This is a genomic window from Xanthomarina sp. GH4-25 (assembly GCF_045363175.1).
Lineage (GTDB): Bacteria > Bacteroidota > Bacteroidia > Flavobacteriales > Flavobacteriaceae > Xanthomarina.
On record NZ_JBJFLO010000010.1, the window covers coordinates 35,997 to 53,013 of the forward strand.

Annotated in this window: 8 protein-coding genes; all 8 read right to left on the bottom strand. The window is 33.9% G+C overall.

Features of this window, described 5'->3' with window-relative positions:
- Positions 1 to 56 precede the first annotated feature (56 nt).
- The 8 genes from ACI5KZ_RS13895 to ACI5KZ_RS13930 are packed head-to-tail and all read right to left on the bottom strand — an operon-like array spanning position 57 to position 17,017.
- On the bottom strand, positions 57 to 617 hold the full coding sequence (locus ACI5KZ_RS13895; protein WP_109309074.1) for a Pycsar system effector family protein: 561 nt from the start codon (positions 615 to 617) through the stop codon (positions 57 to 59).
- A gap of 31 nt (positions 618 to 648) precedes the next feature.
- Positions 649 to 1,689 carry an adenylate/guanylate cyclase domain-containing protein gene (locus ACI5KZ_RS13900; protein WP_406847963.1) on the bottom strand — a complete coding sequence of 347 codons (1,041 nt, stop codon included), beginning with the start codon at positions 1,687 to 1,689 and terminating at the stop codon, positions 649 to 651.
- Complete coding sequence (locus ACI5KZ_RS13905) at positions 1,689 to 2,063, bottom strand: response regulator (protein WP_109309072.1); 375 nt, start codon at positions 2,061 to 2,063, stop codon at positions 1,689 to 1,691. Before ACI5KZ_RS13905 ends, ACI5KZ_RS13900 begins: the two co-directional genes overlap by 1 nt.
- Positions 2,064 to 2,070: 7 nt before the next feature.
- A complete protein-coding gene (locus tag ACI5KZ_RS13910; protein ID WP_406847964.1) occupies positions 2,071 to 5,934 on the bottom strand; it encodes a two-component regulator propeller domain-containing protein in 3,864 nt (1,287 codons plus the stop codon).
- 22 nt (positions 5,935 to 5,956) lie between these two features.
- Positions 5,957 to 7,267, bottom strand: a complete 1,311-nt coding sequence (locus ACI5KZ_RS13915) for an ATP-binding protein (RefSeq protein WP_406847965.1) — start codon at positions 7,265 to 7,267, stop codon at positions 5,957 to 5,959.
- Positions 7,264 to 14,817 carry an ATP-binding protein gene (locus ACI5KZ_RS13920; RefSeq protein ID WP_406847966.1) on the bottom strand — a complete coding sequence of 2,518 codons (7,554 nt, stop codon included), beginning with the start codon at positions 14,815 to 14,817 and terminating at the stop codon, positions 7,264 to 7,266. The genes ACI5KZ_RS13915 and ACI5KZ_RS13920 overlap by 4 nt, the downstream gene beginning before the upstream one ends.
- Positions 14,814 to 15,860 carry a sensor histidine kinase gene (locus ACI5KZ_RS13925; RefSeq protein ID WP_109309068.1) on the bottom strand — a complete coding sequence of 349 codons (1,047 nt, stop codon included), beginning with the start codon at positions 15,858 to 15,860 and terminating at the stop codon, positions 14,814 to 14,816. The genes ACI5KZ_RS13920 and ACI5KZ_RS13925 overlap by 4 nt, the downstream gene beginning before the upstream one ends.
- Complete coding sequence (locus ACI5KZ_RS13930; protein WP_109309067.1) at positions 15,857 to 17,017, bottom strand: FIST signal transduction protein; 1,161 nt, start codon at positions 17,015 to 17,017, stop codon at positions 15,857 to 15,859. Before ACI5KZ_RS13930 ends, ACI5KZ_RS13925 begins: the two co-directional genes overlap by 4 nt.

The following is a 17,017-nucleotide window of genomic DNA, read 5'->3' on the forward strand; positions in this document are numbered from 1 at the left end:
AAGTGATTTAAAGATAATTAAAAAATCAATTCACATCCTATAATTGGATTAATTTTTTAAGAATGAGTGACTATTAAATTATATGATACTAATACAAGGAGTAAAAAAAGACCCAAAGCTAAAAAGCGCAAGGACTTGTTAACATACTTAAATTTTAAAGCAGCAATTTTAGAAATAATAAAAATCTGTTGACCTAATTGATCAAAAAGTTGTTCTCCATCTAAGCTTATATTATAAAAGGTTTTTGAAAATTCTTTGATGTTTCCAAACTTTGAAATAACATCTCCAAAAAAGAAAATATTTTTTTCGTATTTAGCTTCTATTCTAGGCATAAAGCAACGCACACTAAAATAAATGGAAATTACTGTGCTTATAAACCAAGCACCAAGTAGTACATATAGAAACGTTTTGTCTGTTGCTGTTTCAAGAATTATTTCGATGTATTTATATGAAAAATTAAGTAAAATTCCATAAAATGAAAGAATAAGACCAGCTTTAATTTCAGAGGCTTTTATTAAGGATGATACATATGAAATGCTTCCCCAATAATGGTCAATTAAATCATCGGTATGCTTGTTTTTTCTGTTTTTTGGCTTTTGTGGTTCTTGCGTTTCCATATGGGTTGGTTTCTTGAAAAAGTTGAATTTTCTATTCTAAAACTTCATAAACAGTTATTGCTTCTGCTTTGTTTTTTAATTTAATGTCTCCAATTTTCTCGCATTTAAAGGCTTCTTTTACTTGGTTGTAACAGGCTTCGGAAATAATTATTTGGTTTTCTTTAGCTGCATCTTGGAATCGAGCTGCTGTATTTACAGTATCTCCAATTACAGTATAATCTAATCTTTTTAAACTAACCGAACCAATATTACCTGAAATCATTTCGCCACTTTTAATTCCTATAGAAACTTTTGGTATAAAATCTGGCAAGTTTTTAGACTTTGCAAGGTTATTTATTTTATGCCTCACAGCTAGTGCTGCATCAATTGCTCTATCTAAGTGATATTCGCCTCTAAAAACAGCCATAATAGCATCTCCAATAAATTTATCAATAAAACCTTGTTGTGCCATGATTTCCTTTACCATTTCATCAAAATAAGTGTTTATCATAGTAACCACTGTATCTGCAGGAGCTGTTTCACTTATTTTAGTAAAGCCACATAAATCTATAAACATGACTGTAGCTTCAATGGTATCGTTATCCATAATGGTGGATTCGTACTCACGACTTCCCATAAAGTTAAGTACATTTTCATCGACATACATTTTTAAAATGTTATTTTCTTTGATGGCTTGTAGTGTTTCTTTAATTTGATTACTATGCTTTAGTGTTTTTTCAACGGTAATATTTAAATCTTCAAAATTGATGGGTTTTGTTATAAAATCGAATGCACCTCGATTCATGGCTGTTCGAATGTTTTCCATATCTCCATAAGCTGATACAATAACAGATTTGAGCAAAGGACGTTGTTCGCTTAGTTTTGTCAATAAAGTCAATCCATCCATTTCTGGCATATTAATGTCGCTTAGAACAATATCTAAATTTGGTTCAGCAGAAATTTTTTCAAGTGCATCTACGCCATTAATTGCAAAATAGAATTCATATTTTTTTTCTCTAATCTGTTTTCTAAACTTTTGCTTTATTAAGACCTCTAAATCTGCTTCATCGTCTACTACTAGTATTTTAGCCATTATATATTTTGTGTTAGTTTATTTTTTAATTCCTTAAAATCCACAGGTTTAGTTAAAAAATCATCTGCACCTAACTTTTTAGCTGTGTTATAGTTTTCTTCATCTCCATAAGCAGTAACCATCATAACTACTGGAGGAGGTGCTACAAAATCCTTTTTTATAATTTCTAAAAGTTGTAAGCCACTCATACCTGGCATGTTGATGTCAGACAAAATCAATACTGCTTCTTGGTCCATGGATTTTAAAATATCTAGAGCCTCCTCACCGGAAAAGGCGAACATAAATTCCAGTTCATCTTTTCTTATTTCTTTTCTAAATCGTTGTTGAAAAAGTATTTGTACATCTTTTTCGTCGTCTACTACAAGTATTTTCATTTTATTTCTATTTTGGTAATGTTATTGTAAATGTGGTTCCTATTCCTATTTCGCTGTCCACTTTTAGATCGCCTCCATGCGATTTAATAATATCATAACTCATGGATAACCCCAACCCTGTTCCTTGCCCTGAAGCTTTAGTTGTGAAAAAGGGTTGAAATATTTTGTCTATTATTCTATTAGGAATCCCAGATCCGTTATCTTTTACTTTAATTATAATGTTATCTCCAATTTGCTGAGTACTTAACCAGACTGTTGGATTTTTAATAGTTTTTTCTTTTGAATCTTTAGTGTTGGTTGAAATGGCATGTAAAGCATTGGTAATTAAATTTAAAATAACTCTACCTATATCTTGACCTACCACATTAATGTTTCCTATAGATTCATCCAAATCTGTGTTTAAAGTTGCATTAAAGGTTTTATCTTTTGCACGAAGTCCGTGATATGCCAATCGTAAATATTCGTCAGCAATCGCATTGATATTTGTAGGTTCTCTTTCTCCACTTGTATTACGGCTATGTTTTAACATCCCTTTTACAATCGAATCTGCTCGCTTTCCATGATGCGTTATTTTTTTCTCATTATCTTTAATATCGTTTGATATCTCGATAGCTTCTTCGGTATTTCCAGCATTTAGTTCTTCTTGTAACTCGTCGATTAGTTCGATATTCACTTCCGAAAAATTATTCACAAAGTTTAAAGGGTTTTGAATTTCGTGAGCGATGCCAGCTGTAAGCTCACCCAAACTTGCCATTTTTTCAGATTGGATTAATTGAGATTGGGTATTCTTAAGTTCTGTGTATGCTTTTTCAATTTCTTTAGCTTGTGCTAATTCCTTTTCTCTGGATTTTTCGCGTTCTCTTAATATTAGCCTTCTTCGCATGATACGGTCAAAAACAAAAAATAATAGACCAAAAAGCAATACGTAAGCCGAATATGCCCACCAAGTTTTATACCAAGGAGGTGTGATAGTAATTCGAATGGATTTTTCTTTTTCACTCCAAACACCATAGGCATTTGAAGCTCTAATAAGAAACTCATAAGATCCAGGATCTAAATTGGTGTACGATGCATAGTTACGATTATCGTAAATCCAATCTGTGTCATATCCTTTCAGCATATGAGCATATTGATTTTTTTTAGGATTTGTATAGTGCAAGGCAACAAATTCAAAACTCAAATTGTTTTGATTAAAGGCCAATGAAATGTCCTCAGTGTCCATCAAATTATTTTTAAGAGGAGATACATCTTCCATGTTATAGATAGACTGGTTAGAAATTAACAAATCTGATAAAACCAAGTTTGGAGGAACATCATTAGCTTTTATTTTATTTACTGCATTAAGGCCGTGTTCTCCACCAAAATAAAATCTACCTTCTGGAGTAACTGTTGCAACTTGAGATATAAAAATATCGCCACCTAGACCATCATCAGAGCTGTAATTTATAAAAGTTACTTTGTCTAGAGCTTCGTTGTTAACCATTTGTGATAATCCGTTTTGAGTGGAGACCCAGAATTCGTCATTTTTACCAATAACAACAGCTTCTATTAAATTTGTTGGCAAACCATCTGTTTCACCGTAACGTGTAACAGTTCCAGTTTTAGGGTCTAGTTTGTTTAAACCTGCATTTGTTGCAAGCCAAAGTATGCCCTTTTGGTCTATGGCAATACCATAAATAAGATCACTGCTAAGTGAATTTTCTGAATTTGCATCTGCTCTATAAGTAGTAGTGGTATTGGTTTTTAGGTCAATCCTATTAAGTCCGCCAACATCTGTACCTACCCATAAATCAGAATCTGTTAGTGCTAGTGATAATATGTTATTGGCACTTAAAGTATAGTCAACTGTACCTTGTGTTAAAAGAGATTCTACTAAAGCATTATCTGAAGCGTCGTTTAAATCGACAAGAACAATTCCATATAAGCTTGTTTTGTCAGGAGGGAGAGCATTCCAGTCACTAAAGCTATGGTTGTCGTCAGAATGGTATTTAAGTTCGTATGTTCCAGGTTGAAGATCTATAAGCTTGACTTCAATTCTGTTTTTATTAGCTCCTCCAGCATAATTTGTTTTCTCAAATTGATTTGAGATCCAAAGGGTATCTTTAGCTGCATTTTGCAAAAGCCCAAAATCACTCATGCTAGTAACATTACCTTCTCCCACTGAAGCAATCAAGTAAGTACCTGTTTTTGTTATTTCAAAAGTCTGTGTCAAGTTTTGGTTATCTGTAACTTCTAATAGTTTAGCAATAACCTTTTTTCTTTGGCTCCATGCCTCTATTTTTTGCACTAACTCATCCGGGTAAGCTTTGCTTGAAACACTACTAAAACGTTTAAACGTATTTGTATTGATGTCAAAATAATTGAGTCCGTTGTTTGTGCCTATCCAATAGTTATTTTTGGCATCCTTTTTTAGCACACGAATGCTATTGTCTGAAATACTTTTATCAGATTTGGGATCATAAATATATCTTGCAGTTTCTTTATAGTTTTTATCTAGCTTTATTAAACCATCTCCCCAAGTACCTATATATAGAGTTCCATCTGGGTTCTCTCCAATACTTCTCACAGCACCTCCGTAAAAATCATTCACAGCATTAAAGCGTACCTCTTTAAATGTTTGTTCTTTTTCATTAAAAATATTTAGACCTTTACCACGGGTACCTACATAAACTATGTTTGGATAGACTTTTGAAGCTAGCAACCCAAAAGTACCATTCATACTCATACTTTTTTGATTTGTTTGGTCATGGGTATAATGCAGAAAAGGTTTCTTTTCAGGATCATACTTTAGAACACCATTGGTTGTACTTCCAATCCAAAAAATACCACTTTTGTCTATTGTCATACATTCGAATATAACGTTAAAACCTAGTCCTTTCATTTTATAAACACCACTTACTAGAATGTTTTGAAATTGATCTGAAATGCCTTCAAACTTTAACATGCCATGGATGTTGTTGGTAATCCAAATATTACCATTGTGATCTTGCATGATACTATTTAAATAGTTTTCCATTAGTAGCGTTTCATCTTGGTAAGTTTGTAATGTTTTTAAGGTATTATTTTCAGAATTATATTTGTAGATTCCTTTTAAGGTTGTAATCCAGAGTTGGTCTTTATGATCGAAATATAAAGCAGTGACATTATTTTTTTCGTTTGTAAAGTCTACTTTTTCGTTTTGTTTAAAAACAACCGGTTTAAATTTTTCTTCATTTTTTGCTCGATATAATAAACCATAAGCCATAGATCCAGTCCATAAACCACCTTTGGAATCTTCAACTATTGATAAATTGAAACTTAACTTTAAATTTGCTTCACCAGATATGTTAGGTATGGCAAAACTTGCCCGAATCCAAGTATCTTTTTCTTTATCGTAGCGTACTAAATCAGCCCCTCTAGAGCTAGCCCAAATGTTTTTTTGCGAATCGATAAAAATAGAGAATACGGCACTTAGTTCGGATGAAAGGTTGAATATTTTAGTAAAATCGTAGTTTGTAAACGTTTTATTAGTTCTATTAAAATAGGAAATACCTGCATCAGTTCCTATCCAAAAATTATGTTCGTCATCTTCTGTAATTACCCAAACATTATTGTTTGGTAAACTATTCGTTTTTCCGGGAATACTTTTAAAATTCTCGAAGTTAATTCCGTCATATTTTTGAAGCCCGTTTGAAGTGCCAAACCAAATATAACCATAACTATCTTGCAATATAGCCTGTACTGTAGGAGACGCCATTCCATCTGAAATTGTAATATAATTAGCATCAATTTCTTGGGCAAACAAATTATTTGGATGTAAGAAAGTCAATAGAAATACACCCAACGTTATTAAGAAAAAGAATTTATTTTTTATTAGTTTTTTTGTTCTCATAATTTCTAATTACTTATGTAGTTTACCTATTTGATTTTTTATTGTTGAAAAGTAAAATTGAAAATGTAGTGCCTTCATTTTTTATTGTGTCCACTTTCAATTCACCATTATGTGCTTTAATGATATCATAACTCATGCTCAGCCCTAACCCTGTGCCTTGACCTGTTGGTTTGGTGGTAAAAAAAGGCTCAAAAATTCTGTTCAATATGGTTTTTGGAATGCCGTTTCCATTATCTGTAATATAAATTTCAATGTTTTTACCTCTTTGTTTGGTGCTAATAGTTACGGTAGGTTCATAATTTTTGATTTCAGATTTCTTTTTTTCATCAACCACATAAAAGGCGTTTGTAATTATATTAAGAATGACTCTTCCAATATCTTGAGGGATGAGGTTGACTTTTTCAATTGAGTCGTCAAAATCGGTAATTATTGTAGTATTGAAAGATTTGTCTTTTGCTCTAAGACCATGATAGGCTAATCTAAGATATTCGTCCGCTAACTTGTTAATATCGGTAGGTTCTTTTTTACCTGTATTTTTTCGACTATGTTGTAACATCCCTTTTACTATACTATCTGCACGCTTACCATGATGGTTTATTTTTTCGAGGTTTTGTTTAATGTCTAAGGCAATATGTTTTGCTTCTTCAATATCTCCTTTGTCCAATTCGTCATTCATTTCATCTACTAGTTCATAACTTACTTCAGAGAAATTATTTACAAAGTTTAACGGGTTTTGTATCTCATGTGCAATACCAGCAGTTAATTCGCCCAAACTAGCCATCTTTTCTGAGTGTATTAATTGGGTTTGTGTAGCTTTTAGATGTTCTAATGATTGACGCAATTCTTCCGTTCGTTTTTCAATAAGCTGTTCTAAACGTTCATTCTTTTGTTTCCATTCATTTACAGACCAAGTGTCTGGGTCCCCTTCTTCACCTTGAGGGAATGAACCATGAAAGTGAATCGTCATCCATTTCATGTTTTCAAATTCAAAAATTGAAGAAAGACGTACAAAGAGTTCAATAGGTTTATTATCAATGGTCATTTTCACAGATCCTTCATCTATAAAAACAGCTGATTTTCCTTCAGAAAAAACCGTTTTTGAAATTGTGACGAAATCGAATGTCATATCAATGCCTTCCGATTCCTCTCGTTGCATATTTAGAAGTGAAATAAAATCAAGAAAGGATCTAATTTTTTCGTTAATATTGGTGCCATAGCCGGTGATATTTTGACTCACGCTATTTTTTACTTCTCTAATCGGAAAGTCGCCGAAACAAATATTTATAAAATCTGAATGGCATTTTTCTAACAAATTATCCTTTAGAGCTTTCATAAATTTGATTTTATTGGTAGTTGAATACTAAATGTTGTGCCTTCCCCATCTTTCGTCTCCACAAGCAACTCTCCACCATGACCCTTTGTAATAATGTCGTAACTCATACTTAAACCCAGCCCAGTGCCTTGACCAGTTGGTTTGGTGGTAAAAAAAGGTTGAAAAATTTTATTTAAAACTTTTTTAGGGATACCGTTACCATTATCTTTTACAGAAATAGTTACTCCATTTACCTCTTTTTTAGTGACTAATGATACAGTTGGTTCGTAGCCATTTTGATTGGATTGTTTTTTTTCATTTACTATGTAAAATGCATTAGTTAATAAATTTAAGATTACTCGACCAATATCTTGTGGAATAACACTAACAGTACCAATTTTATCATCAAAATCAGTGATTAAGGAAGCGTTAAAGCTTTTGTCTTTTGCTCTTAAACCATGATACGCTAATCGTAAATACTCATCAGCCAAAGCATTAATGTCTGTTAATTCTTTTTTATCTCCACTAGCACGACTATGTTGTAACATCCCTTTTACAATGCCATCTGCACGTTTGCCATGATGGTTTATTTTTTCTAAATTCTGTATAACATCATTCATAATGGCTTTAACCTCTTCCATGTCGCCATTTTCAATTTCCTCCAGCATTTCATCCAACAGTTCTTTACTGACTTCAGAAAAATTATTGACAAAGTTTAACGGGTTCTGAATCTCATGAGCAATACCAGCTGTTAATTCTCCCAAACTTGCCATTTTCTCTGATTGGATTAATTGGGTTTGTGTAAGTTGTAATTCTGATAAGGCATTTTCAGCACTTTTTTTAGCAAGCTGTAAGTTTATTAAATCTTCCTCGGCTTTTTTGGCTTGTGCTTCAGCAATTTTTAAATCGTTAAATCTCGTATAAGTTAAATTGAAAACGGAAGCAAAACGTTCTAGCAAACGCATGCTGTCTTCAGATTGCTCATTAGGAGCAGCCATTCCTATTAATCCTCCTGAAAAGTAGGCGAGGGTCTGAACTCTTCTTTTTTGTTCTAATCCATACATAAAAGGAATATTCATTTCTTTATTTAAGTATTGAAAATAGTCCTGCAATTCTTTGCCTTTCATATCGATAACAAGAGACTTTTCATCTTGTTTCCAACCATTCAGCATTTTGTTTATGGATTTGTTTTTGGATGCTTGTAAGGTAAACTGACTGGCTATTTTACTACCATCTTCATTGGTTGCCCAGGCTTCTATAGCAGATCCTTCATCTTTGATAATACCAATAAATAATCTGTTTGGAGCAACGCCTAAATCTATAAGTTGTTTAAAGAGAACAACAGCTGTTTCTGCTAATTCTTCTGAAGTTTGCATGGCAAGGGTTCTACTTCTTACACGTTCCAGACCAATTTCGATAAGTGATTCTCGGGCTTGAGCTTCTGCTTTTTGCAGATCCATAAAACGAATGTAAGCTTGTTCGAAAACCTTGGCAAAACGTTTTATGATTTCCGCATCGCTTTCAGAAGGAACAGCTCCTGTAAGCGAAGGGATAATAATTGCAGAATTTTTTGACCAAGCAGCAGACAGATAATGTTTATCAGCCTGAAGTACAAACCGCTTATAATCATCTGGCATCTGTCTATAATCACTATGCTCAAATGCTTGTTTAAAAAAATTATTTTTTGCTTCTACAGTAAATTCTTTAGAGAAATAGGCATCACCTCGAGATTTAGAATCCCAAGCTTCGTTAAAAATAGGATTATCAAAATAGGGCACAAAATATCTTCCCGAAGTTGAAAAGTCATCAACAGCAATCCAATGCACAACATCTTTGTTATCTGGAAAATAGGTGCACAGTATGACACCACCTGCATCAAATATCACTCCCAATTCGTGTAATTTTTCGGCAACAACTGCAACCACCTCCTGTAATTCATCTGTTTTGTGCATTGCCAAAGAACGTGAACGTACTTTTTCTAAAGCAGCTTCAATCTGCGATTCTCTTGATTGCGCTTCTGCTTTTTGTAAATCGAGGAAACGTGTGTAGGCTTGTTGAAATACAGCAGTAAAGCGTTCAAGAAGTATTAAAGTGTTTTCTTCAATGGGTTCACTGGTTGTGATTCCCATAAAACCTTGCTTAAAGAAAATAGAATTTATATAACGTTGTTTTGAGATGCGTTTTTTGTCAAAAGGCACACCAACTTCACCACCCATATAGGCAATCCAATTTTCTAATTGCTTGCCTTCTAGTATTTGAATAATTCTTTTTTTATCAGCTTTCCACGCTTCAAAATTCTTCTTTACAATAGGTGATTTATTAACTTCGGCAACGAATAGGTTATTGATATTTTTGCCTTCCTGATCAGTAATCCAAATATTAAAAGTTTTTTTCGTTTCATTAATTATTCCAATGTTAAACCGATTAGGTGTATCTGTTAATAGGCTAACTTGCTCGAAAAGAACGGCAGCCACTTCACCTAATTCGTTACTATTATGCATAGCCATGGTTCTTGAACGAACTCTTTCCAACGATGCTTCAATTTGTGCTTCTCTAGCTTGTGCTTCTGCTTTTTGAAGGTCGAGGAAGCGTGTATAGGATTGGTCAAAAACTTGTGCAAATCGATTAAAAATAGCATTGTCAGTATCAGAAAATGGCTCGGCTTGGTAATTCATTACATATAACGTAATTTCCTTCAGAAAAAAGGAAGATCTAGCAAAACCAGGTGCTTCAGTTAAATAGTTTTTAATAACTTCTGGAAAAAATTGTATTGGAGTATTTGTTAAAATATGATTATTCCATTTCTTATAAGAATTCCCAGTTACTACATCTGCTAAAAACTTTAGACCTTGTTTTTGAGCTTTAATTACACGTTGTGGTACATTATTTTTTATATAAGGAACATCCATTAGAATAGGTTTTGGTTGCCCTTTCGAGGTCATCCAGAAATTGAAAACACCTTCTTTGCTGCTTTTACCAAAACTAATACTATCAAATTTTAATCCTAAAGTATTTGCTTGCTCTGATACAATACCAATTACATCTAGTAATTCGTCACTTTTTTGCATAGCTAAAGAACGTGAACGTACTCTTTCTAATGCCGCTTCAATCTGTGCTTCTCTAGCTTGTGCTTCTGCTTTTTGTAAATCTTCAAAACGTTTGTAGGCTAAATCGAATGCTGCTCCCATTTTAGTTAAAATGGTTTCCATTTCATTGGAAGGCGGATTCAATAAATCGATAACCAACTTGCCATTATTTAATTTTTTTACGGCATGATGCAAACGTTCTAATTTTGTGGATTCAGTATATTCTTCAACTTCATCGGCAATGTCATTTTTATTATTTTCTCGAAGCCATGCAATAATTCTTTTAAAGTCTTTTGCTTCTTGTAATTCTAAAAAGTAGTCATTTGGATTTTCCCAAACACGTTTTACATATAAATGAGGATCCGATTTTTTTAATTTAAAAGTGATGTCAAAAGGGATCTCATAACCAGCATCATCTTTTTCTAAGGATGACAAATCCCACATTCTTACTTTATCCTCGCCTTCATTTAAGAAAATAGTTGCGGCAATCACATCAGGAATATCTAGAGACATGACTTCGTCTTTTAGCTTTGCTACTACTTGCATAATCTCTTCAGATTTGTGCATAGCTAAAGCTTTGGCTCTTACGCGTTCTACTGCTAAGTTTATTTGTGCCGTTCTGGTTTGGGCTTCTGCTTTTTGAAGGTCTAGAAAACGTGTGTAAGTCCGTTGAAATTCTTTAGAAAAACGACTTAGTATATTTTTTTCATCGTTATTAAGTTGACGTTTTATCATAATACCAAAGCAACCATAGTCCATATAGGCATCTATATAGTACAATCCCACTGGAAATAATTCTGGTTTAAATTTTTCAACGCCATTAAGCAATTCGGACCATGTGTTAAAATAGTCTTCCACTTGATCTGGCTGTACAGGGTTGACATGAACAGTTTCTCCACTTTCCCACGCAACATAACAAGCTTCAATAGAGGGTTCACTTTTATCTAATGGAAACGTAACTGCTTTATTCTTGTAAATGGTTTTTCTTTTCTTGCGTTCACTCCATGTTGCCCAAAACTGATGATTTTTTTCAGTTTCGTCCGGCAGCCATAAATAGGAGAATTCAGAATCTATACCTAGTAATTGTAGTTGCTCATGAAAAACTTGAGCTGTTGTGTTTAATTCATTAGAATGTTGCATGAGCATACTTTGAGTACGTGTACGTTCTAAGGCGGCTTCGATTTGTGCTTCGCGAGTTTGTGCTTCTGCTTTCTGAAGGTCTAGGAAGCGCGTATAAGTTTGTTCGAATACTTTTCCGAAACGTTTGAAAACTTCCCAATCGTTTGGAACAGGTTCATAAGTGATAAACATGAGATAACCATGTGTATAATAAATAATATGAAAGATTTGAAAAGTTGGTAAATCAATGCCTTTCTTGTCAAAGTCTTCTAAAACTTCGCCAATGCCTGGAAGGGTTTTCATAAAGTCGTAATGCTTTACTAATTTCTTACCACCCAATTCTGCAACATGAAATGGTTCGTTATTTTTAAGCGGTTTCTCAAAATTATAGCCTTCGCCAATAGTAGGTAAGGAGAATCCTTTTTGAATCTCACCTTCACTGCTCATATTGCACCAAGCACTTTTCTGGTTGTCCTCCCAAATACAATAGCCAGCACTCCAAGCAGGAATACCTAATTCTTGTACTTGAAGAAACAAGTTGTTGGCAGCTTCTGGCAATTCGCTACTATTTTGCATGGCCATAGTTCGCGAACGCACTTTTTCTAAAGCCATTTCTATTCGAGCTTCTCTGGCTTGCGCTTCAGCTTGTTTTAAATCAAGGTGACGAGTAAAGGAAAGGTGAAATACTTCTCCAAAACGCTTCATTAATAGTTTTTTATCTTGAGTGAATTCGGTGTCACTAAAGGCAAAAAGTCCTCCTGCAGGAAAAACAACGACATGGTAGTATTGAGTTGTTAATTTATCATCATCAAAAGTTGCAGTGACCGGAAGGTTTGAATTTGAAACAATCTGGTAATAATTTTCAAGATCTTTATTTTTTAAAGTATATGAAAAATCTACTTGCTTTTTCCATGCATTGTAGATTCCATCTAGAAGTGGATGACCTTCAAGTTTTTCATCGCCAGACAAATGTGAGGTTTCTTTCTTGTTATTGGATGAGGTAGTCCACACATTTACATTATTAGACTGGTCATTAAAAATGCCAATACCACAACGAACTGTGTTAAATTCTAATTGTTTTAATTCTGAAAATACAATATCTACTGCTTTTGTGAGATCATCACTTTTGTGCATAGCCATTGCACTTGATCTTACACGTTCTAAAGCAGTTTCAATCTGTGCTTCTCTGGCTTGCGCTTCAGCTTTTTGAAGGTCTAGAAAACGTGTGTAGGTTTGCTCAAAGACTTTGGCAAAACGTTTAAAAATATCATGTGAGTCTGGTACATGTTCTCTCGTAATGAATAATAGATAGCCATACCTAAAATAAACAACATGGTCTATTTGGTAGGTTGGAAAACCATTGTTTGTTTTTTTTAAGGTTTTTAATACATCTCCTATAACAGGAAGTGAACTCATATATTCGTAATGAGCTACACAGTCGTCTCCAGAAAACTCTTTAATGACAAGTGATTCACCTTTTTGACCTTTGTTGTAATAGTCCTTAAATATGCCTTCTCTCGGAACTGTATAAGTGTGTAAAATACCAGCTTCGTTTCCAAACCACTCGGTTGATTCGTTTTCTCCGTAAATATTAAAAGCGCATCCCCAAGTTTTAATGCCTAATGCTCTTATTTGTTGATCTAATAAAAAAGAGGCTTCTTGCAATTCTTCACTACGTTGCATTGCCATGGTTCGGCTTCGTACTTTTTCAAGTGCTAATTCTATTTGAACTTCGCGTGCTTGCTTTTCAGCTGTAGAAATATCAGTAAATCGTTTGTAAGCGAGTTGAAATACATTTCTAAATCGTTGTAGCAATTCTATTTTTTCGTCTGAAATTTTACTATAGGTTGAAATACCAATACCACTGTTACTGACTGAATAATTGTAATAATGTAATGCATCAATAGCATCTAATCTTTTATCTTCAAATTGATTATCTGCTTTTCTAAACGCCTTCCACTTAACTAACTCTTTCCCCTCAATTGAAAGATGTTGAAAGGCACCATCTGAATTACGGATTTCCTTAGTGAATTTCTCCAACATGAGATCGCCTTTAGCAGACATTTGATTGATGTTTTTACCTGTTTTATCTGAATAGTCATAGTTGATAAAGTAACTGTCATCTTCAGGAAAAGAATGAATCATCGTATTTCTTAACTCGTTAAATCCTAAAGATTGAAGTTCTGTAAATACAGCTTTACAGATATTCATTAAATCATTTGGTTTAGACATTCCCATGGCAATAGACCGAACGCGTTCAAGAGACAATTCGATTTGAGTTTCTCTGGCTTGTTTTTCAGCTTTTTGTAGGTCGAGGAAACGCTGATGTGCTAAATCAAAAGCGCCTGCAAATTTTACTAAAATATCAATGTCTTCTTTTGGAGGGTTTTTTACAATTCCAGGCAAAGAGTAACCAATTTCTCCATGTGTGGTTCGTGCCATGATAAAGGTCAGGCCGCCAATATGCCTGATGTCATCATGTGTTGGCGCTTGTGGATCTATGTTTTTAAAGTCCCCTAGGTTGATCATTTTGTCAACGTATTCAATGGCCTCATCTACATTCATGACATACACAACGGTTGGTTTTTTGCTTTTTTCCCATTTTGCTAATTGAGGAATGTCGCCATGTATGTGCCTTGGTAACTCCATTACAAAACCAATTTTGCTACCATCACCTGAAGTCATGGCTTTTTCGTATGTTTTTGGGAGCCACATCATGTGCCAGAAATAATGTGCTTCGTGACCAAGTTTAATAAACTCATTGCGCATGGTTACCACAATATCCAGCAAATCTGTGGATTCTTTCATGGCTACTGCTTGTGCGCGAATGCGTTCTAAAGCTGTTTCTACTTCGAGTTCACGATTTTTTTGCTCTAGTTCTGTAGTTCTACGTTGAATAGCTTCTCGAAGCTCTTGATTTTCAAGATGGACTTTATCGAAGCCAATGGTTTGTCCTTCTTCTGATTTAGAGTCTGGCATTGAAAAATGTTGATATATAAAACGCCAGCCTTCTTTAGTTTTATGCATTACAGAAGAAAATCGAAATCTCCCATAATAACTCCAATCTTTTTCGTTTTTAAACCAAGCATCAAAAAAATGGGTTATAAAAACATGTTCTCCAAAAACTTCAATTGTTTTGGTTTCCTTACGCAAATCTGTCAATCCAGCAAATTGGTCTCCTGTAGCTTTAAAAAAATCTGTAGTATCTTTTTTGTTTAGAAATTCTTCATTGTTTGTCGAGCCTATAAAATGATAGTCTTCATCAAAATAATAATTATATGTTTCGACATCTGCATTCAGGTATCCTTGCATCCAAGTATCATAAATCTTCCAGATTTCGGTTTCTATTTTTTTGGTCAGTTTCATGCGTTGTTGGTTGTTGGTAATGTGATAATGAATGCTGTGCCTTCGTTTTCTTTGGTGTTTACTTTAATGTCGCCACCATGTGCTTTAATAATATCGTAACTTAAGGATAAGCCTAATCCTGTCCCTTGTCCAGTAGGTTTGGTTGTAAAAAACGGTTGAAATATTTTATCCAATACTTTTTTAGGAATGCCATTTCCGTTGTCTTTTACAGAAATTTCTATGGCATCTTTTAATTTTTTTGTTTCAACAGTTACTTTTGGTTCATAAGCATCAGTTTGTTTTTTTTTCTTTTCGTTCACAGCATAAAAAGCATTGGTAATAAGGTTTAAAACCACACGACCTATATCTTGAGAGACAATACTTATTCTTTTAATATTATCATCTAAATGTGTTTCCAATGCAGCATTAAACGATTTGTCTTTAGCACGTAAGCCATGATAAGCCAGACGTAAATATTCATCTACCAAAACATTGACATCTGTCAATTCTTTTACTCCAGAACTGCTTCGGCTATGTTGTAACATGCCTTTTACAATACCATCTGCACGTTTTCCATGGTGGTTTATTTTCTCTAGATTCTGAATGACATCTTGTGCAATGGCATTGACTTCTTCCATGTCGCCATTTTCAATTTCTTCCAACATTTCTTCGAGTAATTCTTTACTGACTTCTGAAAAATTATTGACAAAGTTTAAAGGGTTTTGAATTTCATGGGCAATTCCAGCAGTCAATTCACCTAAACTTGCCATTTTTTCAGATTGAATTAATTGAGTTTGAGTCGCTTTAAGCTCATCTAACGATTTTTGAAGTGCATTGTTTGTGTCTTCTATAGCTTTTCGTTTATGCTCTAATTCTTCAATGGTTTCCTCTAATAAAATAGCAGTGGTGCGTTTTACTTTTTCAGTTCGTTCTAATTTAAAATCTGAAATGAGCAAATCTTTATCGGCACTCTTTACCGATTTTAATAAGGCAGCTTTGTCATCTTCAGAAAAGTGATTTGAACTTTCAATAAAATCTAAAATATGTTTGAGGTGTTGATTCATGCTTTTTCTTTTAATGTTACCCAGCAACATGCACCTGCATGAAAATTTTGCTTGCCTTGATACGACCTGCCTATTTCGCCATAGGTAAAAAATCCAGCCATAGGTGTTTTCCAAAGTTCGGCGAGGCCTTCGTTCTCTTCTGTTGACATGGGTCCAAGAATAGGTTGTCTTCCTGCACACGAAAAAATTAACAGGGCATCAACTCCTTTATTGATGTCTTGTTTTAATTGGGTTGCTTTTTCAATTACTTCTTCAACGATATTGAATTCTGGTGGTTGTGTGAACCAAAATTTTGAATCCTCTTCCATAGGGATGTTCATAACAAGTGCCTTTTCTTTACTGTCAATATTCACAGGCGTTTTCAGAATGGTTTCGGTTTTATCTCTCTCTACAATGAAGGGATATTCAAACCCTATTTCCTCGTATATTTTAAAATTTTGATCCGATAGTTTTTCTTCTTTTCCTAAATATTTCAAGTATAGTTCAACAGCAGATTTACCATCTATCTCGTAGAGTAAATTACCCTTACTTTTGGTGACAGTTCTTCTAATTCCCATTGGTTTCCAGCCAGTTACTGCCATTCCTTTTAAAGCGATTTTATTTCCGTCTAATACTAAAGCAACGATACCATTATCTGAATCTTTTTTATTTGTGAACACAAAACTTCCTTTTAATGTCCAATCGTCTCCAGCCAAACCACCAAAGAATATTTTTTCTGCTCCAAGGCTTTTTTTCATACTATTTACTAATTTTTCACCATCTAAAAATTCTTCTTTTAAATTTATTCCTGAACTGCAAAGGATGAGTGATGGGTTAGCAAATTGATTGAGCGCATTATTAGCCAAATTGGAGACCGCGTTATCTAGATTAGTATCTTCTATATCTTCAAACAAGATGTTATAATTTTCTTTAGCTACTTCAAGAAGTAATATGGCTATTGCACCTTCAGTCTGGTGGCCATTAATAAATTCACCACAAGATGTGGCTCCAAAGACATCAATATTTATTGAATCTAACAAGTCACAAATAGCCTTTCTGTCTTGCTTTACAGAAATAAAGACAATGGCTAAAGTTGGGTTAAATCTATCAACCATTGCATTATCCAATTCACTTTGGATGTCAGAAACAGATTTACCATGTATTGATTTTGATCTCAT

Bases quoted from the DNA above. Each gene is read 5' to 3' on its own strand.
- ACI5KZ_RS13925 (WP_109309068.1), bottom strand. From the start codon at position 15,860: ATGAATCAACACCTCAAACATATTTTAGATTTTATTGAAAGTTCAAAT.
- ACI5KZ_RS13915 (WP_406847965.1), bottom strand. From the start codon at position 7,267: ATGAAAGCTCTAAAGGATAATTTGTTAGAAAAATGCCATTCAGATTTT.
- ACI5KZ_RS13920 (WP_406847966.1), bottom strand. From the start codon at position 14,817: ATGAAACTGACCAAAAAAATAGAAACCGAAATCTGGAAGATTTATGAT.
- ACI5KZ_RS13900 (WP_406847963.1), bottom strand. From the start codon at position 1,689: ATGGCTAAAATACTAGTAGTAGACGATGAAGCAGATTTAGAGGTCTTA.
- ACI5KZ_RS13910 (WP_406847964.1), bottom strand. From the start codon at position 5,934: ATGAGAACAAAAAAACTAATAAAAAATAAATTCTTTTTCTTAATAACG.
- ACI5KZ_RS13895 (WP_109309074.1), bottom strand. From the start codon at position 617: ATGGAAACGCAAGAACCACAAAAGCCAAAAAACAGAAAAAACAAGCAT.
- ACI5KZ_RS13930 (WP_109309067.1), bottom strand. From the start codon at position 17,017: ATGAGATCAAAATCAATACATGGTAAATCTGTTTCTGACATCCAAAGT.
- ACI5KZ_RS13905 (WP_109309072.1), bottom strand. From the start codon at position 2,063: ATGAAAATACTTGTAGTAGACGACGAAAAAGATGTACAAATACTTTTT.